This is a genomic window from Alteromonas sp. BZK5 (assembly GCF_014349115.1).
GTDB lineage: Bacteria > Pseudomonadota > Gammaproteobacteria > Enterobacterales > Alteromonadaceae > Alteromonas > Alteromonas macleodii.
Genome location: NZ_JACSOE010000007.1, coordinates 71,932 through 94,563 on the forward strand (window position 1 = coordinate 71,932; position 22,632 = coordinate 94,563).

Below are 22,632 nucleotides of genomic sequence, written 5' to 3' on the forward strand. Positions count from 1 at the left end.
CTTAATTTAAGGCAGCACACCAAAACCGAATACGCTGTCTCGTCCGGGAGCCCCTGCATCTAAAGCTAGCTGCTGAAGTTTCAACAAGGCAGCGTTCCTTTCTTGTTTTTCGCGCAAAAAGCATGCATACAAAGCGGTGGCGCGCGGTGAAGCCATAGAGGTTCCCGTTTGCCTGATCGTTTTTCCATTAGGATGTGCGGCATCTACCGACACGCCAAACGCAGCAAAATCGACGTAATCCCTTTGGTTTGCCCACCTATAAATTACATTAGATTTATCAACGGCCGTAATGCCTAATGTTTCTGTATAAGCCGCGGGGTACAAGGGTAAAGAGGCTGGTCCCTCGTTGCCCACCGCTGCAATGATTTGAATACCGCTCTTATCCAATTGATTTATGACCCGCGCTAAAATAGGGTTGTCGGGACCTGCAAGACTCATGTTTATGGCGTCTACCTGCTGTGATGCAAGATAGTTTAAACCTTCAATTAACGACATTAGCGTAGCGCCTTGGCTAACGCTATTACGCGAATAAAACACACTGGCGTTAAATACCTGGCTAGACTTAGGCAACGACGCCGCCAATAGGCTGGCTACTGCGGTACCGTGGTCTGACGAAAAGGCAACGTCAGTTTCGCTGCCCGCATTGCCATCTTGCTCCTGATTTCGATCTTGATTATGACCGACAATAAAAGACGCTTGCGTTAAATTAACGTGTGAGAGCAGTGGGTGATTGGACGCTACATGAGTATCAACCATTCCAATGCGCAGGGGGGTTGGACAGGTTTCCAGCTTTTCACTGCTTATCTCTTGAAAAGACCCGTTCGAAGTGGGCTTGGTCTGTGATAAATAAATATGATTTCGACCAATTTGAGACTGCAAATCATGGGGCAAACTGTTGCGAATAGACGACACATCATCCTCATCTCCTGTGACTTTAACTTTAAAAAGCCACTGAGAGAGCGCGGGCAAAAACTGAGCTTTTTGTATTTCAATATTGGCACCTTGAAAATGTACTTTGTCGGCTTCTTCCCCTAGGAATAGCCACTCCTTTTCGACAGCCAGAAAGCCATTTTCAACCACTTGGCCTGAAGTCGATAAAATAGTGGTTGCTGCAGGAGCGATAAATTGGGGGGCAGGAATGTCGCCTAGTACGCCCGACGCCACTGTTGATAAGTCTCTGGCGCCTTCGATAGATGATTGCGCTTTTCGTCTTGCTTCCTCGCGAATGGCGTTTAGGTCGGAGGAGGTTCTATCAATTATCGGACGCACAGGAGACACCACTTGATTCAATGTTCCTGCTAGTTGGGCTTGTGATATTGGTGCCGCAATCAAACTCAAAATCGCCACAATGAGTGTGTACTTCATTTTACTACCTTTACGTTAACGTTGGGGCAGATCGGTGCCTAAAGAAGGAATGGCATAAATTGTGCCATAGCCTCTATTAGAAGCCTGTGGTCCATTGTGCACAAACGTTGTTCTAAATGTGCGTTAAAGGCGAACAGGCATTTACCACTACCTTACAGTGTAGTGACGATTAGACAGAAGAAAAATTCCAATGCGACCCTTTAGACTGTTAAACATTCGCCTTGTCTAGATGGCTCATAGACCGCTGCAATACAGTGCAGTAAAAAATAGGTCTTAGTACGTGGAATAAAAACAAGAGTGGCTCGTTAACAGGGTAGAGATAACGGGAAACCTTACAAAGGTACATGAAAATGAAAGATGAGTTGACTGAACTCGTCCCGTCATTGCGAAAGTTTGCATATTCGTTGACGGGTAACATGCATGATGCTGATGATTTACTTCAGAACACGCTTGAACGGCTATTGAGTAAACCGCTTCCTGAGCAAGTTACATTAATGGCTTGGGCATTTAGAGTGTGCCGCAACTGTTGGATAGACGAATACAGAGCGAAGAAAGTTAGAACCAATGCGACTGATGCCCTTTCCTATGAAGCGCAATCGGCGAATAGCTGCAATGACATAGATGACGCTATAACGCAGACAATTACGCTCAAACAAGTCTCAAGCGCTATGGATGAGTTACCCTGTGAGCAAAGAGAAACCCTTTCTTTGGTTGCTGTACAAGGGATGAGTTACGCGGATGCTTCTGAAGTGTTGCAGGTACCGACGGGCACCATTATGAGCCGTCTTGCTAGAGCGAGAGCAAAAATATCAAACTTACTAAATGGTCAAAACGAGGTGCTATCGTGATCTTAACTGACGAAAAACTCTCAGCATTTTTAGATGGAGAGTTAGATACCGCTGAGATGGATCTGGTTCGTGAAGCGATAGCGCACGATGTTACCGTTTCTGACCGACTCGCCGCACTTGCAGAAGTGGATAGAGTTGTGAAGGTGGCTGCTGAAAAAGCGACAGCAGTGGCGCTGCCCAAAGAAATCGTGGCCCTTTTGAGTGATGAAAAACCGTTAAGCCAGGCAAGCGGCGTACAGGCATCTGATGCAAGCTTAGCCAGCGCAAGCGCTGCAAATCAAAGCTCTGCGGAAAACGTTAAGCCGTTTCCAAATAAAGTGAATTCAACTAATAGTGCGCCACATAAACAAACGAAGTGGAAGGGGCCTTTTGCAATAGCTGCGAGTGTGGCGGTATTAGCGGGCTTAGTGTTCTTTAATCAACAGGGCGCTGAAACAACGCAGCCTTCTCATTGGGCGAGAGTATCATCGGTACTCGACAGTAACCTAACTGGCGAAGCAACAACCTTTGATTCAGGCGTGACGGTTACGCCACAGTTGTCTTTCGTAAATACGGAGTTTAACTACTGTAGACAGGCTGAAGTCGCATCGAAAGATGAACTAAATGTAATGATTGCTTGTAAAGATAAGCAAGGTGCGTGGCAGCTTGCCGCTAGCAAATTGGACGAGCTAGGTGAGAATGCAGGTCAATATCAAACCGCCACTAGCGCTAAAGTAATGGAAGAAGAGTTAGACAAAATGATGGCGTCTGCGCCATTAAACCGAGAGCAAGAGAAAAACGCAATTGAAGCAACTTGGCTAGCTGACAAGGCCGAAGGAGTAAATGATGAAAACTAAAATTATGTTAGTACTTGCGGTATTAATTATGGCGGGCTGCGCCAGTCAACCTGATTATAGACAGGCCAAAAAAGGCGGCTTTGGCTACACGGAAAGTAAGTTGAGTGATACCCAATACCGCGTGCATTTCAAAGCGAAGGGATCTGATAAAGGCAAGGCGATGGATTACGCCATGCTCCGTGCTGCCGAGCTTACGTTATTAGAAGGTTACGACTGGTTTGTAGTGACTGACCGAGAGACCTTAGTAGATAAGGAGACTGTGCAAACCACACCTACCGCAGGCTTTAGCCAGCGATATGCACGGGTTACCGAGTGCGGTGTGCTCACTTGCAGAACGTCCTACCACCCTACTACCCAATTCGAAACGGGTGTATTTGTAGGGGGCTCTCAGCAAAGTGAGATCGAAAGTATCTTGAGCATTGAGATAGGCAAAGGTACGCGTCCAACGTCGGCAACGAGCTTTGACGCAAGGGAAGTTCGCGATAACTTACAGCCTAAGACGGAAGAGTGATAAAAAATCAAAGGGCATAACCTCCCTTGACTACGACACAAATAAAAAGGGCCGCTGAATTATGCAGCGGCCCTTTTAGTAGCAATAAAGATTAACAACATAGTGATACCAGATTGTTATACTGCCAGTGTCTTAATTCATATATTGGAGACGGCGATTAATTAAAGTAACCATCGACCTCTTTTTCAGCTTCGTCACGGCTTTTGCCATAAGCTTGTTGAATCTTACCTACTAGTTCTTCACGTCGACCGTCAATTACATCTAGGTCGTCATCGGTAAGTTTGCCCCACTTTTGCTGCACCTTACCTTTCATTTCTTTCCAATTACCTTCAATACGATCACTGTTCATAACTTGCTCTCCTTATCCAAACAATTGGTTGAAAAAACTGGCGGAATAATTGGCCAGTTATTTTCTTAGCAGCAAATGCTGTTCCATTTTGTAGGTGCATGAAAGTATTGAATTTATTGTTTATGAAAATTCTACCGTACAGTTGGTTTTTATGCAGAATTTACAAGTTCTTGCAAAGCCTACAGGAAGCATAATCATCAACTAAGCCAATGTTTTAGCATACGCTTCACTGTCCTGCCTTTTTTCTATTTTATGTTGATCTTCGCTGCGGCCTTTCTTCCAGTAGCTACTAATATAAATATTCTCGTGCGCCACGGATTTTTCGTCCTTGAGCCATGTCCGAATCGCCCGCATATCAGAAAATTCACACGCCACCCAAACTGTGGGATTTCCGTCGAGCCAAGGTAACTGGTCGAGGCGGAAAGGTAAAGATTGCTCATGTTCCCATATTACCGTTACTCCTTCGGGCTTTTTAAGTGTAACCGCATCCTTTTCGTCTTCAATTTTAATCACGGCGTAGCCTTTGGTTTGTACAGGAAGCTCGGCGAGGTGATTTCTAATACTAGGAAGCGCTGTCATGTCGCCAGCCAACAGTATCCAATCATATTGCTCGCTGAGTCCCTTACTAGAACCGGGCCCTGCGAGCGTGATGATGTCGCCAGGCTTTGTACTTGTCGCCCATGCCGACGCAGGGCCAGTTTTACCACCATCGGCATGGATAACCATATCCAGAATCATTTCAGGCTTCTCTGCGTCAAAGTGCGCAACCGTATAGGTGCGCATTGCCACTTGGCTCGTATCTGTGGGGCGTTTCAGCGGGTTTCCTTCTAGGTCGAACATAAGTTTGATGTACGCACCTGCAGTAACCGAGGGAAAGGTAAGAAGGTCTTCCCCACTAAGGTGTACACGCTGCATATTTGGGGTAATTCGGACTGATTGGGTGACAATAGCTCTGCGAGGTTGCGGTTTAGACATTAGCTTACTCCTGTGATCTTGAGTAGCCATTCTATTTGGAAATAATTCTCATTTCTATTTCTAAAGGTGAAATGATCAGGATTGTTTAGTTCTATTTTTTAGATTAACTGACCGGTCTTGAGAGAAACTAATACAAATAAAATAGATAGGTGTACGTTGGATTAGTACTATAACAATAAGCGAGGAATACGCACTGGAAAAGGAAAGATTAGAGCAAAAGAAAAGGGGCTAAAAAGCCCCTTAAAAAACCACAACATAACTTGGAAAACACATTTACACACCACAAAGACGCACACTCAACGACTTCATGTATAAGTTAAGATAGCCTAATTATAAAAAGGTTCCGCTTTTTTAAAAATAAAAGGTAAAAAAATAGATACCTTTGAAATAGGCGTATTCCTGTCACCTGTCAGGCTGACATTAATTCGCTAAGGCCTGTTTAGCTTTGATGACGAATTGGGCCAAATGTATAGCAACGGTTAACAGGCCCTAGCCAACGTGTCTAATTCTTTTCAATGTTATGTAGACGACGCACGTGGTTGCTGCGATTAGCACTGACGCTATAGCGAACGGAAGCGCGATATCCAGTTGGTAAATGAAAGCTGCCAGTGGCGGACCTATTACGTAGCCCATGGCAGTAGTCGCTGTAATTAACCCAGTGATAGTGGCTTGTTGAGAGGGGGCGCAGTAGGTCGTTGCTGCAGCTGCCAAAGATGGGTAGGCCATTCCCATACCTAAACCCATTAATGTCATGGCCGCATAAAGCATAAATAACGAATGTTGAAGAAAGAGCAGCAAGTAGGCTAAGCCCAATAGCGGAAGCGCGATAGTGATCATCGCTTCTTTGCTTATTCGGCCTTTTTGTACCCACCCAAATTGGGCTGTAAGAGACGCGGCAGCACTGACCATCATCGCGAAACCCACTTGCCGAGCAGCGTCTACGGGTGAATAGTCGTAAAAATCGATAAAAAAGAAACCCAGTGATTGCTGCATCATAGCCATTGCGCAAAATACACAAATACATGCAGCGACGAATACATAAGGTACTTTGCTAGGCGCTTGGTTATTGTCGCTAGTCTGCTGAGCGTTTTTTTGCTGAGACAAAGGCGGCAGAACAGGTAGCTTAAAATATACCAATGTAAGCGCCAGCAAGGTTAGCAAAACGATGCTGTACAACGGTGCTAATAAGCCAAAACCGACTAAAAGCCCAGCGTAGGCGGGCCCCACAATTTGCCCTACGTTGCTTGCAGAGGTGACTTTGCTGATTGCACTTACTCGACTTTGGGGCGTACTGATGGCGACGGCGTAACCTACCGCAGAAGGCGGAGTTGCAGACATAATGGTTGATTGCAGACTTCGGCTTATCAACAATGCCAAAAACAAATTGGTGCCGCTTATAATGCCAGAAAATCCTGCCATCCATGCACTAGCGAAGGCAAATGTGCCCAAGCTATAACCCGACAGACCAACCATTAAAATACGTTTAAAGCCCGCACGTTTAGCGACCTTGCTCCACACATTCGTACCGAACGCAAAAATAAGTGCAGAGCTAGACATAATAGTGGCAATGTGGAATTCAGAAAGGTTCGCCTGTCGCCCCATAGAAGGGAGTGTGGTAAGCATAACGCTTTGGCCAACAGACGTAGCGAGCAACGCACAAAAAAGAACTCTAAAAACGATAGTAGATGCAGACGGCGAAAGCACGCAGGTAGCCCTTTTGGTAGGCGATAAAGAAACAACGCAATTTTATCACAAATGAAGATAAAAAAATGCCCGCCAAAGGCGGGCCAAAATCAGAGGTATGTAAAGGCCGGGATGGGCCTTTGAGGGGAGAGGGTAGTCGTCGGATGACAACTCACTAATAACATCGACGACATTACCAGTGTCCTCACTATGGTCTCGCTGAAGCAACACACACGTACATTCAACGAATCCAAATTGGGTCAACAGTCCCTTGCTGCACGAGACATCACTGTCGGTGCTTGCGATGTAGGTACTCAGAGCTTGTTTGCAATCCTTATGAAACAAGTGCCTTGCATCCTGCGAGTTTAATTAGGTTGTCTTTTACCTAACCTCATCATCGACCAGCAATTTAACGAATCTTCTACAGGCATCCATTAGCTACAATACTGACACATCCGTTTTTCCATGGTGACACACTCCATGCACTTCCCATGTCGTCACCTTCAGTATTTGTCATCTACGCAATTTGGCCTCTCCGTCGCTAAAGCTGTCCTAGCTACAAACTGCGTTCTGTATTTATCCGTTAGTCTAATGTATGCGTGATCTGTGCCAAACCTTAAATTCAGTTTAGAATAATTTTAAATTGCTGATTTTTATGGGTTATTTTTATTTTTGGACAGCGCGTAGCTCGTATTTGAAAAACTAAGGTTGAGTAGGTATGTAGTTTTTTCTCGGTGGTGTGTAGCGTTTTACAAACACTTTTCTTTTCTCTGTGTTACTCGTCGCATTGCTCTTGATCTTTTCTAAAAATACATTAGATTATTTATATATTAGAGTAATCTAATTTAATACTGTGTCCCATAAACGCTGTGGCCCATAAATGTACCCATTGTTTTTGCTAACGCAGGTAGGCGTTGTGAAATGTTCTGCAGATCAAAGGTCATGGTTTGTGAAAGTGGAGCGCCACTCAACACGCCAAGGAAACACAGTGGATGGAGTTAGCCCAGTCGTATCACGATTAGAGGGAATCAATGTATTTCCTAGTAGGAGTTCATAGCTATGTTCACGGCAGTTATTGAAAAATTACTGTTCCTATCTACCCAGAAAGGTAAGTGGGTTTATGCCGCTTTACTGTTGGCTGTTGTCTTTTGCGCTTATCAAATGCGGCTAATTACGATAGATACCGACCCAGAGAATATGCTTGAAGCCAATCATCCTGCCCGCGTCTTTCATAACGATGTGAAGCATACTTTTGCTATGCACGACGCGATAGTGGTGGGGGTTATAGCATCACCGGCCAATGAAACAGCCACTCAAAATGCTGCTTTAAGTACCAATAAAGGCATCTATACACCAAAGAACCTGCAGGCAATAGACGGTGTTACCCAGCAAATATTAAACACTGAGGGTGTTATTACTAGAGATGTCATGTCGTTTTCAACAGTGGACAATATTACTCAAGGTGACGACGGTGAGCTCAAGTTCTCTTGGATGATGTCACAAGCCCCATCATCTCAAGAGGAAGCAGATTACATTGCTGATGCTATTGCACGCCTTCCAATGTTACAGGGGAGCCTGGCTTCCTCATCACACAATGCTGCGGCTATCTATGTGCCCATTAAAGATAAGAATGAGAGCTTTCGTATTGCGGAAGACATTCGTGCCTATATTGGCGCGAATACAACAAACGAAACATTGCAGTGGCACATAACAGGACTCCCTGTTGCTGAAGATCAATTCGGCGTTGAAATGTTTATTCAAATGGCAATTTCAGCGCCAGCTGCGGGACTAATGATTTTTATCCTCCTCTTTATCTTTTTCCGCAATTTTACGCTGATTACCGCCCCGATGGTGGTGGCAATGGCAACGGTAATTATCACAATGGGGGCGCTAATCGGCTTAGGTTTCACTGTGCACATCATGTCATCCATGATTGCCATATTTTTGATGCCTATCGCTGTTGTTGACTCGGTGCATATATTGTCTGAGTTTTCAGACCGCTATAAACCAGGTCAAAAGGCCGATCAAGTGATTACCACAGTGGTTGAACACCTATTTCAGCCGATGCTGTTTACGTCGCTGACCTCTGCGGCAGGGTTCTATTCACTTATGCTAACTCCCATTCCACCCGTACAGATTTTCGGTGCTTTCATTGGCTCAGGTATTCTGTTGGCTTTCGCTATTACGCTTACCTTTATACCTGCTTATATATCAAGAATGTCGCCAGAGGCGCTCGCAAAATTGCAGTCTGCACTGCACGCCGATGCCAATACCTCATCAATGAAAACAACATACTTACAGCGATTTGTGTACGGTATTCGCACCTTGGCGCTAAATTATAAAGGGGCATTACTCGTTGCGTTTATGGTGATTTCAGCGGTATCAGTGTGGGGTATTTTCCAAATACAAATTAACGATAATCCTGTGCGCTGGTTTAAAGAAAATCATGAAATTCGCGTAGCCGATAATGCGCTTAATAGGGAGTTTGCGGGTACGTATAACGCGTACATTGTTATTGAAGATACCCGCAAGCTGAAAAGTGCAGGTGAAATACTGCTAAGTGCAGAGTTGCCCCCTTCATTAGATGAATGGCGTGAAACAACCCTCGATACACTAAACAATGAAAATGCCGGCAATAATTTTGAGACTCTCGCATTTGCCGTCGATGATGCATTATTTGGTGATCTTGAGAGCGACGAATATGACGCTTTAAATCGATTGCTTTCAAGCATTGATGAAATTAAAGGCACAAGCAAAACGTTTCAACAGCCCGATAATGTAGCGCTGCTTTCAGACCTGCAAAATTACCTAAGCACTCAAACGCTGGTGGGTAAAACTCAGTCCCTCAGTGATGTGATTAAAGTGGTTAACCGAGAGCTGCATTCGGGCAATGACAGCGACTACGAGTTACCTAATACTCAGCCGGCGATAGCACAGACGCTCTTGCAATATCAGTCCTCTCATAGGCCTCAAGACTTGTGGCATTTCGTGACACCAGACTATCGTAAAACCTTGGTGTGGCTACAACTATCCAGTGGTGACAACCAAGATATGACCGAGGTAATTGAGTTAGTCGATAACTACTTCGCTCAACACACACTGCCTGATGGCCTGACATATCAATGGGCAGGTAAGGCATACCTAAATGTGGTGTGGCAGGACAACATGGTTGCAGGCATGTTAGACAGCTTACTTAGCGCCTTCATTATTGTTTTTGTGATGATGGTATTGCTGCTGCGCTCACTGATATTCGGTGTATTAGCCATGCTGCCCCTTACCATAACTATCACCTTTATTTACGGTGCTATTGGCATTGTAGGTAAAGATTACGATATGCCTATTGCCGTGCTTTCAGCCCTGACATTGGGTTTGTCGGTAGACTTTGCCATTCACTTTCTGGCTAGAGCCAAAGAGATTTACAAGCAAACGGGTAGCGTGAGTAAAACGTTTGATGCCATGTTTGAAGAGCCTGCTAGCGCTATTACTCGTAATGCGCTGGTCATCGCGCTTGGCTTTACGCCGCTGCTTTTAGCACCACTTGTGCCTTACATCACCGTGGGCATTTTTCTGGCAAGTATTATGTTTATTTCAGCACTCGTTACGCTGCTGGTGTTGCCAGCTGCTATGACGTTGCTTAAACGTTGGGTTTTCAAGGAGGCCTAAAATGCGTATTTCCATATTATCAGTGTTCATGTGGCGTCGACCAAAAATACGAAACCTTCGAAGCATGTTCAGGGGCCTTGTTGCGCTATTACTTATATCGGGTAATGGATTCGCTCAAGCCTTGGCAACCCAAAGCGACGAAAGCAGCAGTAGTATCGATGTTGCTGAAATCGTCAATAAGGCCGAGCAAGCAGCGTATTACGCAGGCAATGACGGGCGTTCAATGGCGAGAATGCTGATTGTAGATGAGCAAGGTCGAAAGCAAATGCGTCAGTTTACTATTCTGCGCAAAGATGTGCTGAATGAGACAGGCGCCGACACCGACGATCAACGAATGCTGGTTTTCTTTAGCCGTCCTACTGAAGTTGAAGGTACGGTATTTCGCGTTGAAAAGCATGCGGCGCTTAATTCTGATGACGACCGTTGGTTATATTTGCCGGCTTTAGATTTAGTAAAGCGAATCGCCGCAGGCGATAAACGTACATCGTTTGTTGGTTCTCATTTCTTCTATGAAGATGTTTCAGGCCGCGCAACGGCGCAAGACAGTTTTGAGCTGCTTGAACAAACCCAAACTCATTATCGCTTAAAAGCGACGCCTAAGGACACAGCGCTCGTAGAGTTCAGCCACTATGTAGTAGAGATAGACAAAGACACTTACTTGCCCACCTTAATTAACTTTTATAAGGGTGACAATAACTACCGTCGTGTTGAAGCTGTGACCATTGAGACTATACAGGGCAACCCTACTGTGGTGAGAAGTAAAGTGACGGACCTTGCATCAGGTGGCTATACCCTTATGGAATTCAGAGGGATTGAATACGACATAGGTCTTCCAGATAGCATATTTAGTGAGCGTAGCCTACGTGTGCCACCGCAACGCTATATTAAATAACACTATTTTGAAAAAGGAATTTAGCACGGTGCGCTTGCCTAAATTACTAGCTCCATCCATATGGATAACGCTGCCTAGCCAAGCCTATGGTCTTTCTGAGCGGGTTAAAAAGCAATGGAGGGCGCACGCTTTGCTCGCGCCTGTTATTTTCACTTTTGCATTTACGGCTGTAGTTAGTCTACCGCTAAACGCCCAGACGGTGGGGGTTGAAAGCCAAAATCAGAAAGACCCGGTGAAAAGCGGTGAACAAGAACAGGAAGCTAACGCAAACGACGAGTGGGACAGCGTGTGGCCTGGGGACGACAATGTCGAATCAGGTGATGATTGGAATGACGAGTGGGATGACGAATGGGGCACTGAGAGCAAAAGTAAACTTCGTATTTCTGGCTTTGCCGAGCTCGCCGTTGGAAACCGTTTTTTCCGTGACATGGCTACCGCGTTTGGCAGTCAGAATTCACAAATGAACGAGAGTTTCCAAGCAGCTAACGCGCCATCCGTGTTAAATAACAGCACATTGCGCGACGCCAGAGTTCAACTTCGCGCAGACTATGCATTAGATAGTTCCTCCATTTCCAGTAAAGCAGACGTTTGGTATGACGGCGTAACGTCGTCGTGGGGATCACAACTTCGCGAACTGGCATGGCAAGGTAGCTTAAGCAGTATTCTACCCAGCGCTTTAGTCGGCACGGGGGACTGGGCAAATGCATTTGACATTAAAGTCGGTAAGCAAGTGCTGACCTGGGGGACAGGGGATTACTTGTTCTTAAATGATCTCTTCCCTAAAGATTATCAGTCGTTCTTTGCAGGAAGAGAAGACGAATACCTTAAAGCGCCGAGTAATGCATTAAAGGTGTCGGGCTACACGGATTTTGCCAATGTAGATTTAGTCGTCACACCTGAATTTGAGCCTGATATTGGTATTACAGGCGAAATATTTTCTTTTTACAGCCCGCAATTGGATGAAAACATTGCCCCTTCGTTTTCTGTTGAACGTGATAATCGCCCACGAGGAAGTGAGCTTGCCTTAAGGGTGTATAAATCTGTTAAGGGGATGGAGATTGCAGGCTATGGTTACACCGGTTATACAAGGCAGCCCACCGCGACAGATTCTCTTGGAAGACCGCGCTACAGTAAAATGAATGCCTATGGCGCAAGTGTTGTCGCGCCTCTGGGGCGGGGGATAGCAAATGCGGAATATGTTTTCTACAACAGCCTTGAAGACATAGATGGAAGTGACGGGAAAATAGCGAATGATCAAAGTCGTTTCTTACTAGGCTATAGCCAAGAAATTGCCGCAAATCTTACCGGTGGTTTCCAGTGGTACACCGAGTACTTACACAATGCGGATGGCCTAAATAGAACAGTCTCGTCTTCTGAGCGAGTTCAAGAAAACTACCGCCATTGGGTGACGACCCGTTTAACGTGGTTAGCACTTCGTCAAACACTGACGTTAAATACTTTTCTGTTTTATTCACCCAGCGATAGCGACGGATACCTAAAGACTACAGTGGCTTATTCGCCCACCGATAAGTGGCAAGTGCGAGCGGGGGTGAATGTCTTTTCAGGTAAGGATAACTATACGTTTTGGGGGCAGTTTGAAGACGCAAGTAATGCGTTTGTTGCCTATCGATTTTATTTTTAATCTTCTTCAATATTTAAGGAATTCGTTATGTCACAGGAAAAAGCATTAACTGCATTTGCAGGGTTCATGGTGTTGTTATCTGTAGTCCTAACCCAGTTTGTTCATGCAAACTTTATGTGGTTTACCGTGTTTATTGGCGCAAACTTGTTCCAACAGAGCTTCACTGGCTTTTGCCCAGCAACGCTATTTTTTAAACACGTGCTTGGGCTTAAAAGTGAACGGGAGCTAGCGTAATTAACTGATGCTTCACAAATGCGCTAGCAAAGCATTTTCTATTGAGTAATTGGCGCTAAGTAACATTTTGCAATGATAAACGCTTATCGCAATTTACTACGTTGTGATATGTTATAACGTGATTGTTAAATAGTATGTTAGGTCATCTTTGTGAAATTTTCTGTCACGCTTTCTAGCGTTAAATTCGGTTTAATTGCGGCACTATTGGTTTTATTTAGCACGTTAAACCCAACTCAAGCCGCCAATTACGAGGAAATTGACTGAGTAGCTCTTATGCCCGAGGACGATTTGAGCGCGCTTTTAAATAGGCCTGAGTTTTTAAACGATATTGCCGATGGCTCTGCCGCCGACTCTGTCGATGACTTTGCTTCAAAGCAGCTAGAAGATGAACAAGCACAGCGATACCAACAAGCGTTAGTGTCGACGCGAGTGATAGAGGCGTTTGACGGGAAGGCTATCCGCATCCCTGGATTTATAGTGCCTTTAGAGCAAAACGATGAGCAAAAAGCGACGGCTTTTTTCGTCGTTCCTTATTTTGGGGCTTGCTTACACATGCCACCACCGCCGCCAAATCAAATTTTGTATGTTGAATACAAAGAAGGCATTGCAGTTGAGAACTTGTACGACCCTTATTGGTTTGAAGGCACGGTAAAAATAGACAACCACGAAAGCGCACTAGGTACATCTGCTTATTCGTTAGTGCTAGACAGCTTCGCGCTTTACGAGGAGTAACTGATATGAAAAAAACAGTCGTTGCAGCTACCGTTTTATCAAGTCTTATAGCATTTCATAGTACTGCGTGTGAACTACACGCAGGTATGGGAAACATGCAGTTTGGCTTTCAGCACCCCATGATGCAACAGCACTTAGCGGCAGCTAAGGAGCCGCTCATTTCGCTCAATATCGACAGAAAGCGAGAAGTGGCTAAGCTTGAGGCGTCAGCCGTTCCGCTGCGATTTTCCATTCCTTCGAACTATAAAGAAGTTAGCGTAGATGTAATGGCAAGTGATGGCGTAACGCTACTGTCGCCGCAGCGCTTTTCTTTGCCGTCTACAAAGGGCGAACAAGCCATTAGCTTTCAGGCACAAGAAGAAGGCGCGCACGAACTTGTTCTAAAAGTCTATGCGCTTAAAAAGAATGTGCCGGTAACTTACACCCGCAAAGTCAAAATTTTAGCAAGTTAAAAGCTAGGATAATGTATGAAGCGCGCCACGTACGTTTTACTGGCTTCTCTTATTGCTTTCACTGCATTGGGCGCGCTGGTGGGGCTCGGCCTGAGGGGTAAGTTAAGCGGTAAGCTTGATAGCGTAATTGAGCGCTTTTTCGAGAATAACACGGCGATTTATCAAGACAGCCACAGGTTAACTACCATTCAACAGTTCCAACCCTTATCGTGGGACGCGCTGTTACCTGACGCAGAAAAGGCGCTGTTGGGCAAGACCCAATCGACTCAAAATCCTCAGCAGAATTTACCCCTTCATGAACAGGTATTTCAGTCTATTCAACGCACGTTTGACGATGAATACCAGCAAGCGCTTATCTCAGTGAATACGGTTGATACATTTAACGGCAAGTACGTCGAGCTCAGCGGGTTTATTGTGCCTGTAGAGGCCAATGCACAGCGAGAAATAACGGCGTTCTTCATTGTGCCTTATTTCGGCGCGTGTATTCATTACCCACCACCGCCACCGAATCAAATTGTGTTTGTTTCGTTGAATAATACCCACGAGCGAGGCGGTATTAGAGGAATAGACATCCAGCAGGCGTATACGTTCTCGTGTGAGTTTTCTACCGGGTTGTATGAAGACCCTCAGGGCACATCCGCTTACTTACTGGACGTGGTAGAAATTAAGCCCTATTCAGGGCTGGGAAATGGCATTAACGATGACAACGCTAATTTAACGAACGGCGCTTTCCATATAGAAAGCGACATTCGTTGATTTTACTTTGTCAATGCTCTACCAAGAACCGTACATGGGGTTTGGCAGAATAAAAATCTCTGTGCCCACTCGTGGCATGAGCAACTCAACGTTGGCAGATTCTTGGGTTACGCCGCCCACATCTTCAATGTTGTCGCCAATTTGCATGATAATAGTGTGAGGCACAGCCCACGTAGACGACACGTCTTTAGACGTATTCGAACATGCGATCTTGCCCTGGGTAAGCTGCATTCTGCGCAAGTCTTTGTCATTAACCATACCTTCTTGGCCTACCGCTTCTTTGTCTTCAGCAGTGCGGCCAACAACACAGGTATTACTCGTGGTAAGCGGCAAACCTTGCGCCAAAAGGTTATTCCAGGTGTGACTATCAAGCGCTTTATTGCGATTCGTAATAAGCGCCACCTTGCCATTTCGTGCAACTACTTCATCGATGAAAGCGGCTACACCAGGCACCAGTGTGGCCTCTTCACGTCTTACCCATTCGGCCCAGCTTTGTGAAGAATATCCCAAGCCAGCACTTTCCCGTTCTTTTTGATAGGTGCTATTGTCTAGCACGGTTTCATCAACATCCATCACCACAACATCGCCATTAGCAAAACGCGTAGGTAGCGCTGAAATAGCTTGGCCATACACAAAACTTGAAAGAACAGGGTACTCTTTGCTGCTGGTTTGGTATATCACGGCATTTGACAGAGTGTGTGATTTTACACCAGCAAGCGGGGTTGATGGCGCAGACGAGCACGCCGCAATAGCTGATACTGCAGCGCCTATGCACGCCGCTTTGCTGATGTAAGAGAGCTTGTTAAGAGATAACAATGTTATTTTCCTTTTATTGTTTCTTCTGCCTACCGGTTTCAACACCCAAATTATGTCTGAATTTATCGATGAACTGGGCCTGATAATTCAGCAATGGCGTCGTGTGCATGCAGACTTTCTTGATGTTCTACTTTTACACGAAAATAGGTAGCTTGGTAATACGTACTTAACGCTTCATGCAGTCGCCTTACCGAATCTTCTACAAACATTAGGTTTTCAGCATTACGCTTGGCAAACGCCTGTTCATCTTCACGCTTAACTGCGGTTTGAAGCGGTGTGCCTAACGCGTTTTCTATCAGGTCAATAATACCAATAAAATCGGGGATCTCGTTGTCGCTTAAATCTAGGGTTATATCGGCAAAAGAACGCTGTGCATGCGCCGTGGCGATGCTGGCTTGTTTAGAAGCGAGCCAAGCGCCCATTTCTTCTACGGATAAACCTTTTCCTTCGAACTGCTGCACAAATACTTCTGATAACGCCTTGCGAGAGAGGGAGGCCGAACAAGGACAAGTACTAGAGTACGGTACTCTTAACTTAAGCTGTGCCTCATAACGTTCAGGTGAACGCCTTACGCAAAGTGAAGCAGGGTACGATTGATATCCTGACATCCTACTTATGAGCGCCGGACGCGACACGGTGAGGTCAAAGTGTAAATTAAGCTGGGCGCTGTTGCTCAGCCCATCTTGAGACTCGATAAGCGCGTTCATCAACGACACAAGTGCCGACTTATGTAAGTCTTGGTTGCTCAAATATCGCTGCAGCAAGCTGTACAATCGAGACATGTGAATGCCTTTAGCATTGGGGTGATCTAAACTCACTGTTACATCAACCGTAGCCTTACTGGCTAAGCGCTCACCGCGTTTACCTAGCACGTGCAGAGGGATAGCAATGCCCTGCATGCCTACACTATCAATAACAGGAAGTTGCGCAGTGGAATGCTCTGTAGTGACATCGGGAAGTACCGTGTCGGAATGATTAAAACTAGACAAAATAACCTCTGAATGAGACCTCAAAAACGGCTTACATCATTAATATTGCGAGCGTCGCTCGATAAGAATTACCCGCTTTTGAGATTATGATGAAACTAATAGGGTTGTGATTGAGTGGTCTCGCGCTCTTCGCAAATAGGCTCCTGCACGGTCGACCTAAGCCTATAGTTAATCAGGTGCGCACCAACGATAATAAACGACGCGATTACCGTGATTGTTACTTCACCATATTCACCAAGCACTTCGTGTCCTAAGCCTATCCACTCAACGAGCAGCGGACTACTTAAAAGCGTTAGTCCAAAAACGCCAGCAAATACTACCCACTTATTTTTGTGATGTAGGTAGCCTAGTGAGAGCGCAAAAACACCGATGGGCAACACAAAGAACAGCAATATTTGATGGAAGGTTTCATCATTGAGAATTGACACACCTGCCAATGCAGGTATGGAAATTAATAAAATAGGCGTTAATAAACAATGTATTACGCAAAGGGATGAAAGGAGCATAGCGAGCTTGTCTGAAATAAACTGCACTTTTGGCATTGCGCTGCTTCCTTGATATATCGAATTCATAGTATGTCCGAAAATTGCTATGGCGCACGCATAATGGGTGAAGCTTGCGCCTGAGAGAGTAAAAAATCTAACTAGCTGCTTATCAGTAAGGTTGGCTGACTTGGCGTTATCTCTAGTGCGCCTTGTCCTTTGTTGGTTACCCAAATTGCATTAACGTGCTGCAGGCTTGGCCAATGGGGAAACCCTGTCATCTCAATACGCTTTACGGGGCCTTGGCAACTAAGCAAATATGCGACACGAAAATCAGAATGCGTGTTGCGATGGGCATGGTCTTCGTGTTCACTTTCATGCTCGTCATGCTCGTCATGCTCGTCATGCTCGTCATGCTCGTCATGCTCGTCATGCTCGTCATGCTCGTCATGCTCGTTAGCTACCTCCCATGGGCTTTCAAGTGTGGTATCGAGTAATTCACACGTATTGCTCAGGGTAAAAATATCGTCAAAGCGCTGAAAAACCTTTTGCGTTTCTTTATAACGTTTTTTCTCGCTAGACGTGGATGGCGCGTATTCAAACCCCAGAACATCAGCAGCAGGCAGCTGCAGCACAAACTGCCACTCACTTCCCGCTTGTAGGATTTGTAGTTTGCCTTCGCCGTGAGTATGAGGCGCAGCATGAACAGCGTTGATACCCATCCCAGCCAAATTCAATCCGACAAAAGTACCTACCTTAAGAAAAGTTGAAGAGGCGCGTAGCGCTTTTTGTGAATTCTTCCACGTAATAGAAATAGTTTTCATTTTTACCTCTTGCGTAAACGTTACAATATAACATACCATAAAAATAAATATGATACATTATCACATTACACAAATTCAGAGGTTAGAATAATGAAACTGTCTCGATTGGCGTTAGGCTTATCGCTTTCAGCGCCTGCGTTGCTATTAGCATCTCCGTCAGCGCTGGCACAAACACTTTCTGGCACGGTAACTAATGCAGCCGGAAAGCCGCTCGCCAATGCCACTGTTGAAATTGAGGCGCTAGAGCGCGTTACCAGCACTAACGAGCTGGGCGAGTTTACTTTCTCTAACGTAAAGGAAGGCGACTATACGCTTCACATATTCGCCTCTGGCTTCGCTCACTTACATGAGCATACGCAAGTTCAATCTGACAACGCAGAAGGCGCTAACTTTGTCTTGGCGCGCAGTGCTATCGAAGTGATTGACGTGCACGCCACGCCTATGCATTTATCGGTGATGGAATCGGCCACACCAGTGAGCGTGTTATCTGGCGAAACCTTACGTCGGCAACAAGCGGCCACGCTGGGCGATACGCTAGAAAAATTACCCGGCGTACAGTCTAACTTCCATGGCAATGTTGCGAGCACGCCAATTATTCGTGGCCTTAGCGGACCACGGGTACTGATTACTCAAAATGGCTTGGATGTGAGCGACGTTTCCCGTGTTGGCCCCGACCACGCAGTAGCAAGTGAAGCATCGACCGCTAAACAAATTGAAGTGCTGCGTGGGCCAGCAACCCTGTTCTTCGGAAGCGGTGCGATAGGCGGTGTGGTGAACGTAGTTGACCAACGTGTGCCCACGTCCACTGAAACGCGCGGTGAATTTGTATTAGAAACGCAAACCGTTAACGACCAGAAACTTGGAACGTTTAACGTGACTACTGGGGTGGACAACATAGCCTTTTACGCTGACGGTTTTTATCGCGATTCAAATGATTATGAAACACCTGTTGCCCCTGACATTGATGACCCAGATGGCGCCCATGTGGTTGAAAACAGTAACGAAGAATCGAATGGGTTTACGTTAGGGACCAGCTATTTATTCGACCAAGGCTATGTTGGCGTAGCGGTAGAGCGATTTGAGCGAGAGTATGGCGTGCCTGGGCACAGCCATGGCGGAGATACTTCGGTATTCGCTGATCTTGAGCAAACTAAGTATCAGCTTTTAGGTGAGTACAACTTTACCAATGACTTTTTGCAAAGTGTTCACTTTAGAGCGGGCTATACCGATTATGAACATGCTGAAGTTGAGGGCGGTTTAGTAGGTACCACTTTTAGTAATGAAACCGAAGAACTTCGCGTAGAGTTATTGCATAAACCCATGGCTGGCTGGCGCGGTGGTATCAGCCTTCATTACAAAGGGAGCGATGTATTTGCTCAAGGCGAAGAAGCCTTTACACCGCCTTCAGAAATGGAGATGTTTGCTGTAGCACTCATGGAAGAGCGTCACTTTGGTGATTTTCTGGTTCAATTAGGGGCGCGAGCGGAAAGCGTAACATTAGACGCATCAAGTGTGCTGTTGCCTGAGCTTGACGCTCACGAGCACGACGATGAACATGATCATGATGAGCATGCTCACGACGAACATGAAGGCAGCGAGTTCGTACGACAGTTCGCGGTAGATCAAGAGTTTACACCTATATCGCTATCAGCGGGTGTAGTTTATACCATTAATGAAAGCTATAACGTGGGCGTTTCACTTTCCCGTTCAGAGCGCGCCCCTTCTGCCTCTGAGCTTCTTTCTTTTGGCCCGCATATTGGCACCCGTACCTATGAAATTGGCGCCCTGTTTGATTTGTCAGAGGAAGGCGAATTTGTGCTTTCTCAAACGGCAATCGATCTTGAGACAGCAAATAACATCGACCTAACGTTCAGAAAAACACAGGGTGACGTTGGCTTTGTATTTAATGCTTTTTATAACCAAGTAGATAACTACTACTTCCAAGAAGAAACCGGCTTATTCGCTGAAAGTGGTCATGACCACGATCATGGCGAAGAGGGGCACGGTGAAGAAGAGCATAGCGAAGATGAACACAGCGATGAATTACCTGTTTACCTGTTTGGTTCAGCTGACGCCGTTCTTCATGGTTTTGAGTTACAAGTTGCCTGGCAAACCACTGACAACCTAAAACTCGATTTCTTCGCCGACTACGTTAAAGCCCGCCTTAAAGATGGTGGCGCACTGCCTCGCACTTCGCCCATGCGAGTGGGCTCACACGTTGCCTACACGTTAGATAACATTCGCGCCGACTTAGACATTACCCATTTTGCGAAACAAGATGATATCTCGACGTTCGAGACTGAAACGGACGGCTACACCCTTGTTGATGCTTCAATCACATACGACATTCCTTTGGGAGATATTGATTTATCGGTTTACCTGAGCGGTGAAAACCTAACCGACGAAGAAGCGCGCGTTCACACCTCATTTCTGAAAGATATTGCACCACGTCCGGGTAGAAACTTTGCTTTCGGCGTACGCGGTTATTTCTAAGATCAGCTTATAAAAAAGAATTATTGATAGGGATACACACATGAAAAATAGACTAGTACTAAGCGCCATAGCCAGCGCACTTTTGCTCGCAGGCTGTGGTGATGCAGAAACCAATATTGTAGAGCTGGATCCTATTGAGGTGCCAGAGGATGATCACGACCACGACGGCCATGATCACGATGACGACCACGACTCAGACTATGATATTGAAAGTGAAGGCAGATTGGTTGTTGCCGATGCTGCATCAAATACGCTCACTGTCTTTGATCTAGATGATAATTCAGTACTTGATACGTTTTCTGCAACCTTTGATGGAAGTAGTGTAAGCGCCTCTGCAGACTATCGCTTTGCAGTCATCAACAGCCGAGCAAACGGATTAACTGAGTTTCTTGATGGTGGATTATGGCGAGAAGATCACGTAGAGCACCTGCACGACTATGAAGAAGCCCCAAGTCTGTCTGGTTTCACACTTGAAGGTAGTCAACCGACTCACGTAGTAACACACGACGGTCAGCTTGCTGTGTTTTACGATGGAAATGCGGACACCAGCATGCCGGCAGCGGTAAAAGTGGTAACCGATACCCAAATTGCCAGTGAAATTACAGAAGTTCCTACTTTGGAATTTACTGTAAATATGCACGGTGTCGCGGAACCGCGTGGAGACATACTAATTAGTACTGTACGTCGTGATGATGCAGAGTCTCGTTCTGCTAATCCAATCTTGCCAGACAGCGTTGCGGTATATCACTGGCATGATGGCGAGTACGAAGAAGAGCAACGCTTTGATGGCGAGTGTGCTGATTTACATGGCGCCGCTCAAAACGAAATCGCTGTGGCATTTGGCTGTAGCGACGGCGTATTAATTCTCAACGAAGATGATGAGGTATTTACCAGCGCGTTTATTGACAACATTGATGGGCTTGGCGCTCTGCGCATTGGCACAATGTATGGACATGAACACGCAGAAGCGTTTATTGGTATTGCTTCACAGCACGGCGGTGGCAGCGCCATCTTGGCCAATGTGTCGCCTGTAACTAGCACAATGAGCGTGATTGACTGGCAGCCAGAGACTGACGCTCATGCAGTGTCATACGGCTTCTCAATGGGCGGTGAACTCTTTGTTATTTTAGATGACAAAGGTTTTGTAACACTGCTAGAAGCGCATGAAGAAGACGGTGACACGCACTGGGAATTTGCGCACAAAATTGATATGGCCAGTGCCAGCGCCGCAAACCTAGCAGAAGGTCAGTCATTTAGCATGGCGGCATCGCAACACGAAGAAGTCTTGTTTGTTGTTGACCCTGTTGCGCAAGCTATCCTCGCTGTTGATTTGGAAGCCGAGACCACGGAAACCTTGCTTGAATTGGATTTTGAGCCTGCAGGAGCAGTTTGGCTAGGTATTGCTGAAGAACACGAGCACGACGATCACGACCACTAATTAGATGTAGTGCTCTGCAAAATGCTAACAAGCATTTAGATCGTAGATGAAGACTAGGGGCATAGCAATATGCCCCTATTTAAGAAATCGTCTGACCCAACTTACCTACTTCCGCTTTTGACTCTGATCTTGTGGATAAAAGAGAATCACGCAAAATCTAACAAATCAGTACCGAAGAAGTTATCGATGACACAGCGCCATTCACCACTTGCATCCCTTTGCAGAACGTAAACGGCGCGCTTACCCTCGCAGGGTAGGGCGTTGGGTGTTGCTTTAGGAACAAGGTAAAGCTTAGCGACGACTAGCGCTACGTCACCGGCTTGTATAACCCGTTCATCTCCGGTTGTAACAAAATGATCGGGCATGAATTTCTTTTGAAATTTAAGCAGGGCATCAACGCAGTCGCGCTGCGTGGCATGTTCTTCAGCGGCTTGGTTTTGCGTTGAGCTGGACATAGGGGTCGCGACCACTGTTGCATCGCTAGCATAACATTGGGATAAGGCGTCTTGATCGCCGCGGTTTACTGCGTCATGCAACTGTTGTAACACGTGAGATATTGGATTGTTCATGGCTGTCGTTCCGTTATTTTTACCGCAAGACGAGCCAATAAAAAACCCGCCTTTGCGGCGGGTTTAGTGAATTCTATTTACGC

21 protein-coding genes are annotated in these 22,632 nt (G+C 45.9%); 12 read left to right on the plus strand and 9 right to left on the minus strand.

The window, feature by feature from the left end:
- Positions 1 to 6 precede the first annotated feature (6 nt).
- On the minus strand, positions 7 to 1,365 hold the full coding sequence (locus BIZ39_RS03705; RefSeq protein WP_187446373.1) for a S8 family serine peptidase: 1,359 nt from the start codon (positions 1,363 to 1,365) through the stop codon (positions 7 to 9).
- A gap of 350 nt (positions 1,366 to 1,715) precedes the next feature.
- Here BIZ39_RS03705 and BIZ39_RS03710 point away from each other — a divergent pair, with 350 nt between their 5' ends.
- From BIZ39_RS03710 to BIZ39_RS03720, 3 genes are read left to right on the plus strand one after another with little or no spacing between them, the layout of a single operon-like run.
- Positions 1,716 to 2,213 (plus strand): RNA polymerase sigma factor, encoded by a 498-nt coding sequence (locus BIZ39_RS03710; protein WP_039229337.1) that lies wholly within the window; start codon positions 1,716 to 1,718, stop codon positions 2,211 to 2,213.
- Positions 2,210 to 3,049 carry a DVU3141 family protein gene (locus tag BIZ39_RS03715; RefSeq protein WP_187446374.1) on the plus strand — a complete coding sequence of 280 codons (840 nt, stop codon included), beginning with the start codon at positions 2,210 to 2,212 and terminating at the stop codon, positions 3,047 to 3,049. The genes BIZ39_RS03710 and BIZ39_RS03715 overlap by 4 nt, the downstream gene beginning before the upstream one ends.
- Positions 3,039 to 3,560, plus strand: a complete 522-nt coding sequence (locus BIZ39_RS03720; protein ID WP_014977712.1) for a CC0125/CC1285 family lipoprotein — start codon at positions 3,039 to 3,041, stop codon at positions 3,558 to 3,560. The genes BIZ39_RS03715 and BIZ39_RS03720 overlap by 11 nt, the downstream gene beginning before the upstream one ends.
- A gap of 157 nt (positions 3,561 to 3,717) precedes the next feature.
- Here BIZ39_RS03720 and BIZ39_RS03725 read toward each other — a convergent pair whose 3' ends face one another.
- The 3 genes from BIZ39_RS03725 to BIZ39_RS03735 all read right to left on the minus strand — a co-directional run bounded on the left by BIZ39_RS03725 (position 3,718) and on the right by BIZ39_RS03735 (position 6,537).
- Positions 3,718 to 3,909, minus strand: coding sequence for a CsbD family protein (locus tag BIZ39_RS03725; protein WP_014951177.1), 192 nt, complete (start codon positions 3,907 to 3,909; stop codon positions 3,718 to 3,720).
- Between the two features lie 201 nt (positions 3,910 to 4,110).
- Positions 4,111 to 4,884, minus strand: coding sequence for a siderophore-interacting protein (locus BIZ39_RS03730; RefSeq protein ID WP_187446375.1), 774 nt, complete (start codon positions 4,882 to 4,884; stop codon positions 4,111 to 4,113).
- Positions 4,885 to 5,373: 489 nt separating this feature from the next.
- The gene (locus tag BIZ39_RS03735) at positions 5,374 to 6,537 is read right to left on the minus strand and encodes an MFS transporter (protein ID WP_222936446.1); all 1,164 of its coding nucleotides are present in this window, start codon (positions 6,535 to 6,537) and stop codon (positions 5,374 to 5,376) included.
- A gap of 1,089 nt (positions 6,538 to 7,626) precedes the next feature.
- Here BIZ39_RS03735 and BIZ39_RS03740 point away from each other — a divergent pair.
- From BIZ39_RS03740 to BIZ39_RS03770, 7 genes are all read left to right on the plus strand, one after another.
- The gene (locus BIZ39_RS03740; RefSeq protein WP_187446377.1) at positions 7,627 to 10,230 is read left to right on the plus strand and encodes an efflux RND transporter permease subunit; all 2,604 of its coding nucleotides are present in this window, start codon (positions 7,627 to 7,629) and stop codon (positions 10,228 to 10,230) included.
- A 1-nt stretch (position 10,231) separates the two neighbouring features.
- Positions 10,232 to 11,122, plus strand: coding sequence for an outer membrane lipoprotein-sorting protein (locus BIZ39_RS03745; RefSeq protein WP_187446378.1), 891 nt, complete (start codon positions 10,232 to 10,234; stop codon positions 11,120 to 11,122).
- 28 nt (positions 11,123 to 11,150) lie between these two features.
- Positions 11,151 to 12,764, plus strand: coding sequence for a hypothetical protein (locus tag BIZ39_RS03750; protein WP_187446379.1), 1,614 nt, complete (start codon positions 11,151 to 11,153; stop codon positions 12,762 to 12,764).
- Between the two features lie 27 nt (positions 12,765 to 12,791).
- On the plus strand, positions 12,792 to 12,998 hold the full coding sequence (locus BIZ39_RS03755) for a DUF2892 domain-containing protein (protein WP_187446380.1): 207 nt from the start codon (positions 12,792 to 12,794) through the stop codon (positions 12,996 to 12,998).
- A gap of 273 nt (positions 12,999 to 13,271) precedes the next feature.
- Positions 13,272 to 13,730 (plus strand): DUF3299 domain-containing protein, encoded by a 459-nt coding sequence (locus BIZ39_RS03760; protein WP_262385692.1) that lies wholly within the window; start codon positions 13,272 to 13,274, stop codon positions 13,728 to 13,730.
- 5 nt (positions 13,731 to 13,735) lie between these two features.
- The gene (locus BIZ39_RS03765; protein WP_187446381.1) at positions 13,736 to 14,182 is read left to right on the plus strand and encodes a hypothetical protein; all 447 of its coding nucleotides are present in this window, start codon (positions 13,736 to 13,738) and stop codon (positions 14,180 to 14,182) included.
- Between the two features lie 15 nt (positions 14,183 to 14,197).
- Positions 14,198 to 14,938, plus strand: coding sequence for a DUF3299 domain-containing protein (locus BIZ39_RS03770; RefSeq protein ID WP_187446382.1), 741 nt, complete (start codon positions 14,198 to 14,200; stop codon positions 14,936 to 14,938).
- A gap of 18 nt (positions 14,939 to 14,956) precedes the next feature.
- On the opposite strand, the gene BIZ39_RS03775 is transcribed toward BIZ39_RS03770, so the two are convergent.
- The 4 genes from BIZ39_RS03775 to BIZ39_RS03790 all read right to left on the minus strand — a co-directional run bounded on the left by BIZ39_RS03775 (position 14,957) and on the right by BIZ39_RS03790 (position 18,049).
- Positions 14,957 to 15,754 (minus strand): 5'-nucleotidase, lipoprotein e(P4) family, encoded by a 798-nt coding sequence (locus BIZ39_RS03775; protein WP_014977704.1) that lies wholly within the window; start codon positions 15,752 to 15,754, stop codon positions 14,957 to 14,959.
- A 62-nt stretch (positions 15,755 to 15,816) separates the two neighbouring features.
- Positions 15,817 to 16,743 carry a GTP cyclohydrolase FolE2 gene (gene folE2 / locus BIZ39_RS03780; RefSeq protein ID WP_156087151.1) on the minus strand — a complete coding sequence of 309 codons (927 nt, stop codon included), beginning with the start codon at positions 16,741 to 16,743 and terminating at the stop codon, positions 15,817 to 15,819.
- A 95-nt stretch (positions 16,744 to 16,838) separates the two neighbouring features.
- A complete protein-coding gene (locus BIZ39_RS03785; protein WP_262385693.1) occupies positions 16,839 to 17,315 on the minus strand; it encodes a MerC domain-containing protein in 477 nt (158 codons plus the stop codon).
- Between the two features lie 71 nt (positions 17,316 to 17,386).
- On the minus strand, positions 17,387 to 18,049 hold the full coding sequence (locus BIZ39_RS03790; RefSeq protein ID WP_262385694.1) for a DUF2796 domain-containing protein: 663 nt from the start codon (positions 18,047 to 18,049) through the stop codon (positions 17,387 to 17,389).
- Between the two features lie 90 nt (positions 18,050 to 18,139).
- On the opposite strand from BIZ39_RS03790, the gene BIZ39_RS03795 reads away from it, so the two are divergent.
- Both BIZ39_RS03795 and BIZ39_RS03800 read left to right on the plus strand, forming a co-directional pair.
- A complete protein-coding gene (locus tag BIZ39_RS03795) occupies positions 18,140 to 20,542 on the plus strand; it encodes a TonB-dependent receptor (RefSeq protein ID WP_262385695.1) in 2,403 nt (800 codons plus the stop codon).
- Between the two features lie 40 nt (positions 20,543 to 20,582).
- Entirely contained in the window at positions 20,583 to 21,980 is a 1,398-nt protein-coding gene (locus BIZ39_RS03800) for a 5-methyltetrahydrofolate--homocysteine methyltransferase (RefSeq protein ID WP_187446384.1), read from the plus strand.
- A gap of 146 nt (positions 21,981 to 22,126) precedes the next feature.
- Here BIZ39_RS03800 and BIZ39_RS03805 read toward each other — a convergent pair whose 3' ends face one another.
- The gene (locus BIZ39_RS03805) at positions 22,127 to 22,549 is read right to left on the minus strand and encodes a YybH family protein (protein ID WP_014951158.1); all 423 of its coding nucleotides are present in this window, start codon (positions 22,547 to 22,549) and stop codon (positions 22,127 to 22,129) included.
- Between the last annotated feature and the right edge of the window lie 83 nt (positions 22,550 to 22,632).